Raw genomic sequence first — 13,980 nt, forward strand, 5'->3', positions numbered from 1 at the left:
GTAAACATGGCTTATAAGAAGGAACTTTGGGGTAAGATGCCTGATGGCAGACATATATTTTTATACACCTTGGATAATGGCAATGGAGTCACCGCTTCTTTTACAGATTTGGGTGCTGTCTGGGTAACCATGATCGTTCCGGATAAAACCGGGAAAAAGACTGATGTGATTATGGGGTATGACAGTGCAGAAGAGTATCTTTTGAATATCCCTCATTTTGGTGCTCCTATCGGCAGGAATGCCAACCGCATTGCCAATGCACGGTTTACATTAAACGGAAAAGAGTTTCAGTTAGCAGCCAATAGCGGAACCAATAATCTGCACAGCGGTCCGGATCTGTATCATACCCGTTTATGGGAAGCTGAGGCAGAGGAAACCGATCAGGGAACAAGAATCAGTTTTACCCTGGAATCCCCGGATGGCGATCAGGGATATCCGGGCAATGCGGCGATTACTGTGGCATATACACTGGCACCTGATAACAGCCTGATGCTTTCCTATCATATGGTTAGTGATCAGGATACCATAGCTAATTTCACCAATCACAGTTATTTTAACCTGGCAGGACATGATGATGGGTATGCCATGAATCATCGGGTATGGATTGATGCCGATACCTATACAAGAGCAGATGAAAAGTCCATTCCTACGGGAGAATTAGTACCAGTAAAAGGTACTCCTATGGATTTTACAGTTATGAAACCAATTGAGCAGAATTTGAATGATGATTACAAAGATCTTGTTCTTGGCAACGGATATGATCATAACTGGGTTCTCAATCACCCCCAGGGAGAAGTTTCATTATGTGCGGCAGCAGAAGCCGAAAAGAGTGGCATTCGTATGGAAGTTTACACAGATCTTCCTGGAATGCAGTTTTATACAGCCAATTTCTTAAAAGATGGAACTATAGGGAAACATGGAGCGGTTTATGCGAAAAGATACTGTTACTGTTTTGAGACACAGTATTACCCCAATGCAGTGAACACTCCCGAATTTCCATCTCCTGTATTAAAGGCAGGAGAGGAATATAAGACTGTAACCGTTTATAAGTTTTCTAATATAGAATAAAGAAACAGGCAATACCAAACAGGGACGCAGATGATCTGCGCCCCTGTACTTATCTGAAAGGATTTGATTTGTGTACATATGAATATACAAAATGGAAATGGAGTGAAGGTACTGTCCGTATTGGGTCTGATCGTAACAACTATTATCTGGGGCAGTGCGTTTGTTGTAATGAAGAATTCGGTAAATGTTATTTCGCCGACATATTTGCTGGCGCTGCGTTTTAGCATCGCATCTTTTGCATTAGTGGCAGTATTCTGGAAAAAGATAAAGACCATCAGAAAGTCTGATTGCATATCGGGCGGTCTTCTTGGGGTCTTTTTATTCCTCAGCTATCTGCTGCAGACTTATGGACTGAAATATACCACAGCAAGTAAGAATGCGTTTATTACAACATTGTATGTAATCCTGGTTCCTTTTCTTCACTGGTTCATTAACCGGAAAAAGCCCTCGGCAAACAATATGTCAGCAGCAGTTCTTGCTGTGGTTGGGCTTGCACTTATTTCTTTAGAAGGAGACTTCTCTGTCAATATAGGAGATATACTGACCCTTATATGCGGTTTTTTCTTTGCAGTACATATTGTATTTATTGACCGGTATACAAAAAAGCATGATCCGGTTATCCTGACTGTCATCCAGATGATAGGGGCGGCGGTGTTAAGCTGGATTCTGGCACCTTTCCTGGAGGGAGCACAGGACTTTTCTGTCATCAATGGCTCTATGGTTGTTGGTCTGCTCTATCTTGGCGTATTCAGTACCATGCTTTGTTTTCTCCTGCAGAATGTGGGACAAAAATATTTAAGCCCTGGCACTTCTTCAATTATATTATCCTTTGAGGCAGTGTTTGGTCTTGGATTTGCGGTTATCTTTCTCTCAGAGCCAGTAACCTTTAAGTTGATCCTGGGGTGCGTTCTGATGTTTATTTCTATCTTATTAGCAGAATTTAAGAGGAAAGAAGCGCCCTGTCCTGATCAAACGTCTTCTTGCTCTTAGCGGAATAGAGATCTAAAAGTTCTGGAACGTTCATTTTTTCTTTTTCTTTTCCGGAGATATCAAGAATTATATTTCCGGAGTCCATCATAATAATACGATTCCCGGTGGTAAGTGCAGATGTCATGTTATGGGTAATCATCATGGTAGTAAGCTGATGTTTTTTGATGATTTGATTGGTGATTTCCATGACCTTTTCTGCAGTAGCAGGGTCTAAGGCAGCCGTGTGTTCATCCAAAAGCAGAAGCTTAGGAGGTACAAGGGTACACATGAGCAGTGTGACAACCTGTCTTTGACCGCCTGAGAGAAGCCCCATCTTTGTATTCATACGGTCTTCCAGTCCCATATGAAAGTCAGAAAGAAGTTCTCTGAAACGGCTGCAGTCCTGTTTATTTAAAGCCGGGAGAAGCAATCCACGCTTGCTTCTGGAATAGGACAGTGCCAGATTTTCTTCTATGGTTAGCCCAGGAGCAGTTCCTTTCATGGGATCCTGGAACAGACGGCCAATGGTCTGCGCCCGTTTGTGCTCCTGTAAAAAAGTAATATCTTTTCCATCCAGATAGATGGAGCCTTCATCCAGCCAGAATCCTCCGCTGACTGCATGGAACAAGGTTGATTTTCCAGCTCCGTTGGAGCCGACAATCGTAACAAAATCCCTCTTTTCTAAGGTTAAGTTAAGATGATTGAGAGCAATATGTTCATTGGGGGTATTTTTTGAGAATATTTTAACAGCGTTTTCAATGGTTAACACGGTTTTTTCCTCCTTTTTTAATTTTCTGCAGTTGTCTATGGTATTCAATTGCAGGGATAGAAAGGGCGACTGCAACGATACAGGCGGATACAAGCTTTAGGGCATAGGCTGGAAATGGACTGTATTTTAAGGCTATGGCAATCATGAAGCGGTAGATTACAGATCCAAGAATTGCAGAGAACAGACCCAGTGTCACACTTTCTTTGCGAATTACCAGTTCGCCCATAATAACGGAGGCGAGCCCCACCACAATGATACCTACTCCAGAGTTAATATCCGCAAATCCCTGATACTGGGCAATCAGTGCGCCTGAAAGTGCAATGGCTCCGTTGGAGGCAGCCAGTGCGATGATTTTAGTCCCATCGACATTGATGGAGGATGCCCGGACCATGTCTTCGTTGTTGCCTGTGGCACGAATACAAAGACCGATTCGCGTTTTAAAAAAGAATGCAAATAAAAGTGCAGCAGTAATTGAAATAAAAAGAGGAAGTAAGATTTTAATTCCTTCTTTTGGCAGGAATACAAAATGATCCGTCATGAGTTTGAATATTGTATTGCCTCCAATCAGAGATAAGTTGGAACTGCTTCCCATGATCAGCAGATTAATGGAATAAAGACCACTCATAGTCAGAATTCCTGCCAGAACTGGATGAATAAAAAGTTTGGTCTGCAATAAACCGGTGACAGAACCGGCAAAAGCGCCGGCAGCAATGGCAGCCAGGATGCCAAGATAAGGATGTCCAAGAAGGGTAAGCCTGGCTGAGACTGCCAGACCAAAGGTAAAACTTCCTTCTGCAGTCAGATCCGGAATATTTAAGATTCGAAATGCGATAAATACACCGATTGCCAATAGTCCATAGATGAGTCCCAGTTGGAGAGAACCTAAGAATAGTGTCATAATTATTCTCCTTCGCTTCGATTAATTTTCGTCTTCTACGAAAACAGCAGTTTTGTTTATTTCTTTATGAAATGTAATTCCGAGAGCTTCTGCAGCATTTTTATTGATAACGGTGGAAGATGCTGGGACAATTTGTGCAGGAATTTCACTGACAGGTGTTCCCTCCAAGTGCTGGATTGCCATATCTGCTGAAATTTTACCAATTTCCTTATCACTGATAGCAATGGTTGCAAATGCTCCAGACTCTACGGTAGTAGCGGAACTGGCATAGATGGGAATTCCTGCTTTCCGGGCAACTTCAGAAACCAGAGGCATGGCACTTTGGATGACGCTGTCGTTTGGAACAAAGATGGCATCTACTTTTCCGGCAAGGGACTGGGCTGCCTGCTGAACCTCGGAAGAGTTGGTTACGACTGCTTCTTCATAGGTCATTCCGATGGAATCCAGATATTTTTTTGAATTCTCTACGGTCGTGACAGAATTGATCTCTCCGGTATTATATAGAAAACCAAAGGACTTACGTTCTGGTGTCAGTTCCTTTGCAAGATCAAAGATTTCATTGACCGGAATGGCATTGGAAGTTCCTGTGGCATTTTTGTCGGGTTTTTCCATATCTGTAATTAATCCTGCGCCCACTGGATTTGACACAGAGATGAATATTACAGGTATATCGGAATCCAGATTGACCATGGCCTGTGCGGCAGGTGTGGCAATCGCTGCTACCAGGTCCACCTTGCTGTCTGCCATTTCCTGACAGATGGAGTTTAAATTCGTGGCATCTCCCTGAGCATTCTTGTAATTAATGACAAGTTTATCTTTTCCGTAACCTCTGCGTTCCAATTCTTCTGTAAATCCTTCCCTCATATCTGTAAAGGCACCATTGTCAACCAATTGGATGATTCCTACTTTTAACTTTTTGTCTTCAAAGCCGGATAAACTTTCTTTCGTTTTATCTGACTGACAGCCTGTAAATAAAAGCAAGGATGCAGCCAAAGACAGTGCAATTGTAATTTTAGATGTTTTTTTCATGTTAAATCTCCCTTTTCATTTAGTTGTTCGGATTTTAAGAGCGGGGGATTGAATCAAAAAAAGCACCTATCCTTAGATATACTCCAAGGACAGATGCTTATGATCTGCGGTACCACCTTGATTGGCAAAATTTGCCCGACTCATGCAGAGTGCCGACACACTCCTCATCCGTTAACGCTGATGCTGCGTCGCAGAATACTCAGATTATAATCTTTTCCCTGCGCCCTCAGTGGCCCATTGTACTACGCCGAATCGTTGTAAGGGTTCCACCATCCCAAACTCTCTGTAAACACGTATCGTAGTTTTACTTCCACTTCACTGGTTTCATTGTAGTAAATATAATCATATCAGACACCATTTGTCAATAGAATTATAAAATTTCTGTTAAAACTTCAAATAATTAAGCGGTGTGATGCTGAGGCAGGGCATTTCCGCCGTATGGCATTACATAAACAGACTTGTCTGTAAAGTCTACATGGCTTAAAAGTTCATTTATATCGCAATAAGCTGAGATGTTCATATCCTTTAAAGCTTCCTCGTTTAAGTCCTGTGAAAAAGAAGTCAGCATCAGCACATTTCCTTTGGAGATGGCTTCCATACCAGCATAAAAGATATATCCGGCAATGGTAAAGCTCTCTCGCAATTTTTCATCCAGAACGCCGTCTTTTAATGGAATTCTCCAGTCAAAAAAGTCAGGTGAACCGCCGCCTTCCCGGCACTGTGCAATAAATATCATGGTTCCGCCTGGTTTTACGGCAAGAGACATATTTAACAAAGTTTTAATTCCCTGATATAAGTTGATGTCTTTTGGATAACCACCGCAGGAGGCAATAACAATATCCGCTTTTTCCTCAATGGGAACGCTGAAAGAATCATGAACAGTCTCACAGCTTTTTAACCAGGCTTTTTCCCAGTGTCCACAGATGATGTGGCTGTGTCTGCCTTCGGGAGTGGAGATAATGTTAATGCTAAATAAAGGGTTTACCATGGCAGCAGCTTCCATCATGTCTTCATGAACCGGATTGCCGGACAGGGCACCGCTTCCAATGGCAGTACTGGACTTCGGGAGGTTTTTATCAAGGCAAAGAAGGTGATTCTGCTCAATTGTTTTTTTCCCTGAAATGCCAGGAAGAATGCTTTTGCGTCCTCCGCCAAAGCCTGCCATCAGATGGTGAACCGTTCCTCCGATCAGGATTACTTTGCGGTTGACGGCAAGGGCGTTGACCCATACGTCAGTTCCCTGTCTGGTTGTGCCCATAAAAACAAGATCGTCTGCAGTTGCGTCGTGGTTTAGAACCTTTACCCGATTGTAAACATATTCTCCAACAACCTTTTTCTGCTCTTCCTCACTATGACCTCTATGGGTTCCGAGAGCAACCACAATTACCATATTTTCATAGGGAATCTGTGACTGGCTGTGCAGAAAATCAATCAGTTCCCGACAGATTAAATCCTGGCGCATCCAGAAACGGGTAATGTCGCTGACTACGATGGTAACCAGATCTTTGGAGTTTAAAAGCTGATCTAAGGGTTTTGAATCCACAGTTTTTGCAGTAACGGCTTCTTTAAATGTGGTTTTTAAGTCCGTAATGGGCAGGAGAACCTTACCTTTTAGAAAGAAGACAGATGTGGCTTTACTAACGTCAATGTCAATGTCTGCATCTCCGTATTTTAATGAAACAGATTCATGGGTTTTCATAGATAGTTTCCTCCTTTTGCTCAGGTGAAAAACAGGGATTATGCTTCCGGAATTTTACAGACGTCAATCCATTCTACCGCATTAGAAAGCATCAGCAGTTCCTCGCAGGATAACTGAATTGCAGAATTGGAACTTCCTGCTGCAGGGTAGACAGATTCAAATCTCTGCAGGGAAACGTCTAAATAAGTGGTTGCCTGTTTTGGATTGGCAAATGGACAGACCCCGCCGATTTCGTGTCCTGTTAGGGAAACTACTTCATCAGGAGCAAGCATCTTTGCTTTAAAACCGAATTTCTTTTTAAATTTTGCATTGTCAATCTTTGCATCACCTGCAGTTACAATCAGAATACAGCCCTCTTCGTCGTTTTTATGAAAAGAAAGAGTTTTCGCAATGTGAGCCGGGGATACGTTCAGTGCCTTTGCCGCTAACTCTACCGTTGCACTGGAAACAGGAAATTCCTGTACCTGACAGTCCCTGCCGTAGTCTTTTAAGTATTCTTTTACCTTTTGTATTGACATGGTTTCTACACTCCTCTTCGTAAAATTGTTTACCATTGTACCATTGATATTCCCATTTTTCAATGATATAATTAGTTTTAAAGGTCAAATAATTGCTATTCATAAGTTTTAATGATATACTAGACGGGTTACTATTATAAAGCAGTGGAGAGATATATGTCGAAATCGTTATACATTGCAGAAAAACCAAGTGTAGCGCAGGAGTTTGCCAATGCTTTAAAAGTAAAGGGAAGGCGCAGCGACGGGTACATAGAATCGGATCAGGTTATTATAACCTGGTGCGTAGGACATCTGGTAACCATGAGTTATCCGGAACGCTATGATCCAAAGTTTAAGCGATGGAGTCTGTCCACACTTCCTTTCCTTCCAAAAGAGTTTAAGTATGAGGTAATCCCCAGTGCTGAAAAACAATATAAGATCGTAAGCAGTCTGCTTAACCGCCCGGATGTGGATACGATTTATGTTTGCACTGACTCAGGACGGGAAGGAGAATACATATACCGTCTTGTTGCCCAGTTGGCGGGAGTAAAAGACAAGCGTCAAAAGCGTGTGTGGATTGATTCCCAGACAGAAGATGAGATATTAAGAGGAATCAGGGAAGCAAAGGATGAATCTGAATATGACAATCTTTCTGCGTCTGCCTATCTTCGTGCAAAAGAGGATTATCTGATGGGAATTAATTTTTCCCGATTGCTTACACTAAGGTATGGACAGCATATTTCCAATTATTTAAGAACCGGAAAGAATACAGTGGTATCTGTAGGCCGGGTCATGACCTGTGTTATGGGTATGGTAATACGCAGGGAGAGGGAAGTTCGGAACTTTGTAAAAACTCCATTTTACAGAGTTATGGGAACTTTCATAAAAGATGATATGGACTTTGAAGGAGAGTGGAAAAGTGCTCATGGATCCCGGTATTTTGAATCTCCGTATCTTTACAAGGAAAATGGTTTTAAGGAACGCAAGCATGCAGAAGAGTTGATTCAAGCCCTTTCTGTTCTTGATCCCATGGAAGCAGCGGTTGTTTCCATTGAAAAGAAAAAGGAAACCAAGAATCCACCTCTTCTATATAATCTGGCAGAGCTGCAGAATGATTGTTCCAAAATGTTTAAGATCAGTCCGGATGAGACCCTGAAGGTTGTTCAGGAACTTTATGAGAAGAAGATGGTTACTTATCCAAGAACCGATGCCAGAGTTCTTTCATCGGCAGTTGCAAAAGAGATTCATAAAAATATTGGCGGACTAAAAGGATATGAACCTTTAGCAGCAGCGGCTGAGGAGATTCTCAGTACCGGATCTTATAAGACCATTGAAAAGACCAGATATGTCAATGACAAACAGATCACAGATCACTATGCCATTGTGCCTACGGGTCAGGGTCTTGGGGCTTTAAGAGGATTGTCTTCTTTGTCATCCAAGATTTATGAAGTAATAACAAGGAGATTTCTAAGCGTTTTTTATCCGCCGGCGGTTTATCAGAAATATGCCCTTGAACTGATGGCAGATAGAGAACATTTTTTTGCCAACTTCCGTGTTATGCTGGAGCCTGGATACTTAAAGATTGCAGACGTTTCCGGAGGAAAGAAAAAAAATTCGGATGAAAAGAAACCCTCTTCTTTGGAAGAGAACGGCACGGAGGAAACCCGTTCCGATTCTCCTCAGAAAAACATGGATAATCCGGCTTTTATAGCCATGCTTGGAACATTAAAAAAAGGGATGAAGATTCCAATCTCTTCGCTGACGATCAAAGAAGGAGAGACATCACCTCCCAAACGTTATACATCTGGTTCCATGATTCTTGCCATGGAGAATGCAGGGCAGTTAATTGAAGATGAAGAACTGCGGGCTCAGATTAAAGGAAGCGGGATAGGCACCAGTGCAACAAGAGCCGAGATATTGAAAAAGCTGTTCCATATCAAGTATCTTTCTTTGAATACGAAGACCCAGGTCATTGTTCCGACTTTACTTGGCGAGTTGATTTATGATGTGGTCAATGCCTCCATCAGGCAGTTATTAAATCCAGAGCTTACAGCCAGTTGGGAAAAAGGCCTTACCTATGTATCAGAAGGTTCCATTACTCCTGAGGAATACATGCAGAAACTAGAGAATTTTGTTGCCGGGCGCACTACAGGAGTGTTAAGGCTCAATAACCACTACGATCTTCGCAGTGTGTTTGATGCCGCGGCAGCTAATTATAAAAAACAGAAATAGGAGATTATAAGAATGAAAAAAGAAGACATGACAAACCAGGATTTATTTGATACAAATCATACGATTGCAAAATTATTATTTGAGCAGACCACATATCCGTGGGAGATTCTTCCTAAAATCAGCGAATTTATCGTTTCTTTAGGAGAACGTCTTCCAAAAGATGAATACGTTCATGTTGGAAAAGCTGTCTGGATTCACAAATCCATCAATCTGCCCCCCACAGCATGTCTTGGTGAGCATGTAATTATCTGCAAAGGTGCTCAGGTTCGTCATTGTGCTTTTATCAGAGGAAATGCGATTATCGGAGAGGGTGCTGTTATAGGTAATTCTTCCGAAATTAAGAATTCTATTCTGTTTGATGGTGTTCAGGTTCCTCATTTTAATTATGTGGGAGATTCTATTTTAGGATACAAGTCACATATGGGTGCTTCCTCTATCGCATCAAACGTTAAGGCAGATAAATCTCTGGTTACCGTTCATGCAGAAGAGGGTGAGATTGAGACAGGGCTGAAGAAATTTGGTGCAATTATCGGAGACTTCACAGAGGTTGGCTGCGGAGCAGTTTTAAACCCAGGTACTGTTATTGGACCAAAATCCAATGTTTATCCTCTGTCTTCCGTAAGAGGCTGTATTGATGCCAATACCATTTATAAGAATCAGGGTGAAGTGGTTGAGAAAAAGGCAGTAGAAGAAGTGCAGAATTCATAATAAAACGAAGTATTAAAAAAAGAGCTGTTTCATTGTGAAACAGCTCTTTTTTTAATACCAATTTATCTTGTTCCGAAAATACGGTCTCCTGCATCTCCAAGACCAGGACAGATATAAGCATTTTCATTTAACTGACGGTCTAAATGTCCTACATAGATCTGGATGTCCGGATGTGCTTCGTGAAGCTTCTTTAAGCCCTCTGGTGCTGCAATGATAGCCATGAATTTAATGTGTTTTCCACCATGCTGTTTGATAAAGTCAACAGCAGCCACAGCAGATCCACCGGTTGCCAGCATAGGGTCTGTAACAACAATGGTTCTCTGTTCAATAGGATTTGGCAGCTTGCAGTAATATTCGTGAGGCTGATGTGTCACTTCATCCCGGTACAGACCGATATGTCCCACTTTTGCAGAAGGAACGAGAGCTAAAATTCCATTAACCATACCAAGACCTGCACGCAGGATTGGTACAATTGCCATCTTTTTTCCTGCAATCATAGGAGTCATACAGGTTTCAAGAGGTGTTTCTACTTCCACATCCTGCAACGGAAGATCTCTTAATGCCTCAAAACCCATTAGCATGGCGATTTCTTCAATCAGGGCACGGAACTCGTTGGTTCCTGTATTCTTATTTCTTAAAATAGAAATCTTGTGCTGAATCAGAGGGTGAGTAAAAACGGTTATATTGTCTGTAGAAAAATCCATAATGTTATTTATCCTTTCTTGAATCTCTTGTTGAATCAGGGCTTTCTGGCAGTATCAGGTTCATAAAGACACCTACAACAACTGCAATGAAGAGACCTGAAATGTTTAAGGTAACGGAACCTATTTCCGCATTCAAACCGCCAATCTGTCCGAAACCAAGACCAAACACAAGAATCAGCCCTACAATAGAGAGATTTCTGCTATGTGTGAAGTCAAGATTCGCTTCTGCCAGAGAACGGATACCCACTGCGGCAATCATTCCGAAAAGCATGATTTCAACGCCGCCCTTTACCGGGCCTGGAATTGTCTGGAGTATGGCTCCCATTTTTCCAAACAGTCCAAGGATAATAGCGAAAACTGCAGTCAGCCGTAATAATCTGGGATTGTAGTTTTTTGTGGTTGCCAGAACACCGGTGTTTTCCGCATAGGTGGTATTGGCAGGGGCACCCACAAATCCTGCGAATAAGGTTGCAATACCATCTCCTAAAAGTGTGCGGTGAAGACCTGGGTCCTTAAAGAAGTCTTTTCCAACTACGGTTCCGTTCGTTGTAATGTCTCCGATGTGTTCCATAAAGGTAACGCATGCAATGGGAGCGATGGAAAGAATTGCCCCAAGACTGAACTTTGGAACCGTCATGAATGCAACACCGTTTAAGTCCTTTGTGACATAGGGAATGTTGATCCATGCTGCTGAGGTAATAGGAGAATAGTCCATATGGAATACGCCTGCTGCACCTAAAATTACGCACAACAAATAGCCTGCCGCTATTCCTATGAGAATAGGGACAAGTTTAAAAAAGCCACGGGCAAAGATCGAGCATAGGATTACCACGAACAGGGTAAAAAGTGCGATTCCCAGGTTTAACGCAATGGTTGGAGTCAAACCATCGGCAAGACTTAAATTGCCGGTAGCATCATTGATTGCGGTACTTGCCAGGTTAATGCCGATTACTACGATGACTGGACCAGTCACCACCGGAGGGAATACCTTTCTAATCTTGTCTGAACCAATGATAAAAACAAGAATTGCAAATAGAAGATAGACAAAACCGGCAAAAATAATTCCACCCTGTGCTAAAGGTATGTTCTCTGGGATCACGGTTCCTTCCGGGCGGATAATGGTAGTAACCGCAGCCAGGAATGCAAAGGAAGAACCAAGAAACACAGGAACCTTAAATTTAGTACAGCAGTGGAATATTAAGGTACCAACGCCTGCAGAAAAAAGTGCCAGCGATGGGTTGAGACCTGTCAGTAAAGGAACCAGTACGGTTGCGCCGAACATGGCGAACAGATGCTGGATGCTGAGCAGATAATCTCGAGTTGTGAGTTTAGCATGATTACTCATTTTTTGACTCCATTTCTTTATATTTTCCGTCCTATTTTATCAAAGAAAGGAGGAAATGGCAACTATTTTTCCTATTTTGTCTCATATAATAGAAAAAGCAGTGGGGGAACTTTTGGTTTTATTAACTTTTTAGGGGAAATAAGAAAAATGAAGGAATAATAAATTGATTATATGATTGATACTTATAAAGTTTTTCTGTATTATAAAATTAGAACAAAAGTGAGGGATTATAATGGATAACAAAAAAATCATAGCAGAGACGGACAGATTAACTTTGAGAAGGTATCAAGAAGATGATTTACAGGATTTATTTGAATACTTGTCAAATCCTAGAGTGGTAGAATTTGAACCTTACACGCCAAAGACCATGAAAGAAACGGAAAATAGTTTGAAATGGAGGATTTCAACGGATGAAATGATTGCAGTAGAATTGAAATCCATAAACAAGATGATTGGTAATGTGTATCTGGGTAAAAGTGATTTTAATTCACTGGAAATAGGATTTGTTTTTAACGAACAGTATTGGAAAAAAGGATATGCCCAGGAAAGCTGCGAAAAACTTATTGAATTAGAATTTCAAAAGGGAATTCATAGAATTTACGCTAACTGTGATCCGATCAATCAAAATTCATGGGGATTATTGGAGAGAATGGGATTTGTTCGGGAAGGGCACTTGAAGAAAAATGTGTATTTCAGAAAAGATAAAGACGGACAGCCAATTTGGAAAGACACTTTTATCTATGGAAGGCTGAATGAAAAGGAGAATATAAATTCGTAGTTTTGTTAGCAGCAAAACCTTGGTTAATATAAGGAGTTCTTGTATCAACCAGGGTTTATAAATAGTGCTGACAGTGGTACTTGAATCCGAAAACAACACCGTAACTATAAGGAAATTTAGACTTCGTGCATTATGGAATTAACCGGATATGTCTAATATTGGATATGCGGCCAAAAGATTTAATAGAGTTTAAAGCAACTGAAGAAGAGGAGGAATATCAAAAGGTGGTTTTTTTGAAATAAATTCAAGCAGAGAATGGTCTATTAAGCCAGTAAAATAATCAGTCAGTTTATAGTGCTAAAAGAGCAGAAAACCCCCTGTTCTTTTCTTGAATATTGTTATAGAATATGGTATGTTTCATATATACGAATAGGGGGTGTACTATGAAAAGGTACCTTTTAACAATGGTTTTAGCTCTTGGATTCATCTTTATATCTGGTTGTTCAAAAGACGGGCGGGAAGTGCAAAATAATGATGAAACTAAGAACGATGTTAGAATTTCTGAAGGTGATAAGAGAGTGATATTTACCTTGGAGTCTTTGCCTTATGATATGGAATACATGGGACATACACTTCAATTTTCATCATGCCAACTGTATCAGGAAAAGTCAGATGTAAATAATTCTTATATACCCTATGTAATTGCAAAAGTTAAAATAGAAGGAATTGATGATGAGACACTGAATCTGTATAATGAAGGTTTATATGTTTACGGAAACATAAATAATGAAAAAAACCAATTAGGCAATAAGGCATTGTCAAAAATATGTGAGGTTGATAATGAAGGATACCGATATTATGTATTCTCACAGTGGTTACTTTCTTCTCATGATTATAGATACGATTTTTCAGAATCTGATTTTAACGTAGGCTTTTTGATTCTTCAAGGTGAAGATTATAGAGCTTTACAATTTATCTATAATGGACATTCGGGTTCGAATGTTGAGGATTTGAGAGATATAGGTGAAGAGGTCTGGCACGCAATCAAACAAAAACAGCATGAATCAATGAAACTTAAAAGTTGAGAATTTAATTACTATAAAGAAAGAACGCTTTTAACCGGACGTTTTTTCTTTTACCACTTAATTGTGATTTGAGTTTGAAATGGTAAGCAGAACAACGCAAAAAAGTGGATTTCTATGGGTAATCACTCGTCATCTACTCCTAATGTAGGAACTACATATAATGTTAACCGAGAACTTTTTGATATGGTAGATACGAAAGCATCAGTTTCTTTTGACAAACCCTCATGATTTTAAAACTGGGTTATCTATTGAATTAAAT

General features: G+C 40.8%; 13 protein-coding genes. 6 read left to right on the forward strand and 7 right to left on the reverse strand.

Features of this window, described 5'->3' with window-relative positions:
• The first annotated feature begins 6 nt into the window (after nucleotides 1-6).
• On the forward strand, nucleotides 7-1,068 hold the full coding sequence (locus tag FAY33_RS01240; protein ID WP_143318941.1) for an aldose epimerase family protein: 1,062 nt from the start codon (nucleotides 7-9) through the stop codon (nucleotides 1,066-1,068).
• A 78-nt stretch (nucleotides 1,069-1,146) separates the two neighbouring features.
• Nucleotides 1,147-2,058: a DMT family transporter gene (locus FAY33_RS01245; protein ID WP_143318942.1), complete on the forward strand. Its 912-nt coding sequence runs from the start codon at nucleotides 1,147-1,149 to the stop codon at nucleotides 2,056-2,058.
• On the opposite strand, the gene FAY33_RS01250 is transcribed toward FAY33_RS01245, so the two are convergent.
• The 5 genes from FAY33_RS01250 to FAY33_RS01270 form a co-directional block, all read right to left on the reverse strand.
• Nucleotides 2,009-2,806, reverse strand: coding sequence for an ATP-binding cassette domain-containing protein (locus FAY33_RS01250; protein WP_143318943.1), 798 nt, complete (start codon nucleotides 2,804-2,806; stop codon nucleotides 2,009-2,011). The two genes, FAY33_RS01245 and FAY33_RS01250, sit on opposite strands and share 50 nt — an antisense overlap.
• Nucleotides 2,793-3,704: an ABC transporter permease gene (locus FAY33_RS01255; protein WP_143318944.1), complete on the reverse strand. Its 912-nt coding sequence runs from the start codon at nucleotides 3,702-3,704 to the stop codon at nucleotides 2,793-2,795. The genes FAY33_RS01250 and FAY33_RS01255 overlap by 14 nt, the downstream gene beginning before the upstream one ends.
• A gap of 21 nt (nucleotides 3,705-3,725) precedes the next feature.
• Nucleotides 3,726-4,733, reverse strand: a complete 1,008-nt coding sequence (locus FAY33_RS01260) for an ABC transporter substrate-binding protein (RefSeq protein WP_143318945.1) — start codon at nucleotides 4,731-4,733, stop codon at nucleotides 3,726-3,728.
• Nucleotides 4,734-5,133: 400 nt separating this feature from the next.
• Entirely contained in the window at nucleotides 5,134-6,432 is a 1,299-nt protein-coding gene (gene larA, locus FAY33_RS01265; protein ID WP_143318946.1) for a nickel-dependent lactate racemase, read from the reverse strand.
• A 38-nt stretch (nucleotides 6,433-6,470) separates the two neighbouring features.
• Nucleotides 6,471-6,950, reverse strand: a complete 480-nt coding sequence (locus tag FAY33_RS01270; RefSeq protein WP_143318947.1) for a YbaK/EbsC family protein — start codon at nucleotides 6,948-6,950, stop codon at nucleotides 6,471-6,473.
• A gap of 156 nt (nucleotides 6,951-7,106) precedes the next feature.
• Here FAY33_RS01270 and FAY33_RS01275 point away from each other — a divergent pair, with 156 nt between their 5' ends.
• Together FAY33_RS01275 and FAY33_RS01280 are read left to right on the forward strand one after the other, a co-directional pair.
• Entirely contained in the window at nucleotides 7,107-9,161 is a 2,055-nt protein-coding gene (locus FAY33_RS01275; RefSeq protein WP_143318948.1) for a DNA topoisomerase, read from the forward strand.
• A gap of 12 nt (nucleotides 9,162-9,173) precedes the next feature.
• Entirely contained in the window at nucleotides 9,174-9,869 is a 696-nt protein-coding gene (locus tag FAY33_RS01280) for a UDP-N-acetylglucosamine pyrophosphorylase (protein ID WP_143318949.1), read from the forward strand.
• 62 nt (nucleotides 9,870-9,931) lie between these two features.
• Here FAY33_RS01280 and upp read toward each other — a convergent pair whose 3' ends face one another.
• Nucleotides 9,932-10,573 (reverse strand): uracil phosphoribosyltransferase, encoded by a 642-nt coding sequence (upp, locus tag FAY33_RS01285; RefSeq protein WP_143318950.1) that lies wholly within the window; start codon nucleotides 10,571-10,573, stop codon nucleotides 9,932-9,934.
• A 4-nt stretch (nucleotides 10,574-10,577) separates the two neighbouring features.
• Complete coding sequence (locus FAY33_RS01290) at nucleotides 10,578-11,918, reverse strand: uracil-xanthine permease family protein (RefSeq protein WP_143318951.1); 1,341 nt, start codon at nucleotides 11,916-11,918, stop codon at nucleotides 10,578-10,580.
• 232 nt (nucleotides 11,919-12,150) lie between these two features.
• Between FAY33_RS01290 and FAY33_RS01295 the strand changes: the two genes are divergently transcribed.
• On the forward strand, nucleotides 12,151-12,696 hold the full coding sequence (locus FAY33_RS01295; RefSeq protein ID WP_143318952.1) for a GNAT family N-acetyltransferase: 546 nt from the start codon (nucleotides 12,151-12,153) through the stop codon (nucleotides 12,694-12,696).
• 383 nt (nucleotides 12,697-13,079) lie between these two features.
• Nucleotides 13,080-13,721 (forward strand): hypothetical protein, encoded by a 642-nt coding sequence (locus FAY33_RS01300; protein WP_143318953.1) that lies wholly within the window; start codon nucleotides 13,080-13,082, stop codon nucleotides 13,719-13,721.
• The last annotated feature ends 259 nt before the right edge of the window (nucleotides 13,722-13,980 follow it).

Source organism: Clostridium sp. HBUAS56010 (assembly GCF_007115105.1).
GTDB lineage: Bacteria > Bacillota > Clostridia > Lachnospirales > Lachnospiraceae > Lacrimispora.

Excerpts from the sequence above, each read along its gene's own strand:
- FAY33_RS01275 (WP_143318948.1), top strand. The coding sequence starts at position 7,107 with ATGTCGAAATCGTTATACATTGCAGAAAAACCAAGTGTAGCGCAGGAG.
- FAY33_RS01255 (WP_143318944.1), bottom strand. The coding sequence starts at position 3,704 with ATGACACTATTCTTAGGTTCTCTCCAACTGGGACTCATCTATGGACTA.
- larA (WP_143318946.1), bottom strand. The coding sequence starts at position 6,432 with ATGAAAACCCATGAATCTGTTTCATTAAAATACGGAGATGCAGACATT.
- FAY33_RS01295 (WP_143318952.1), top strand. The coding sequence starts at position 12,151 with ATGGATAACAAAAAAATCATAGCAGAGACGGACAGATTAACTTTGAGA.
- FAY33_RS01240 (WP_143318941.1), top strand. The coding sequence starts at position 7 with ATGGCTTATAAGAAGGAACTTTGGGGTAAGATGCCTGATGGCAGACAT.
- FAY33_RS01270 (WP_143318947.1), bottom strand. The coding sequence starts at position 6,950 with ATGTCAATACAAAAGGTAAAAGAATACTTAAAAGACTACGGCAGGGAC.
- FAY33_RS01290 (WP_143318951.1), bottom strand. The coding sequence starts at position 11,918 with ATGAGTAATCATGCTAAACTCACAACTCGAGATTATCTGCTCAGCATC.
- FAY33_RS01300 (WP_143318953.1), top strand. The coding sequence starts at position 13,080 with ATGAAAAGGTACCTTTTAACAATGGTTTTAGCTCTTGGATTCATCTTT.
- upp (WP_143318950.1), bottom strand. The coding sequence starts at position 10,573 with ATGGATTTTTCTACAGACAATATAACCGTTTTTACTCACCCTCTGATT.
- FAY33_RS01280 (WP_143318949.1), top strand. The coding sequence starts at position 9,174 with ATGAAAAAAGAAGACATGACAAACCAGGATTTATTTGATACAAATCAT.
- FAY33_RS01245 (WP_143318942.1), top strand. The coding sequence starts at position 1,147 with ATGAATATACAAAATGGAAATGGAGTGAAGGTACTGTCCGTATTGGGT.
- FAY33_RS01260 (WP_143318945.1), bottom strand. The coding sequence starts at position 4,733 with ATGAAAAAAACATCTAAAATTACAATTGCACTGTCTTTGGCTGCATCC.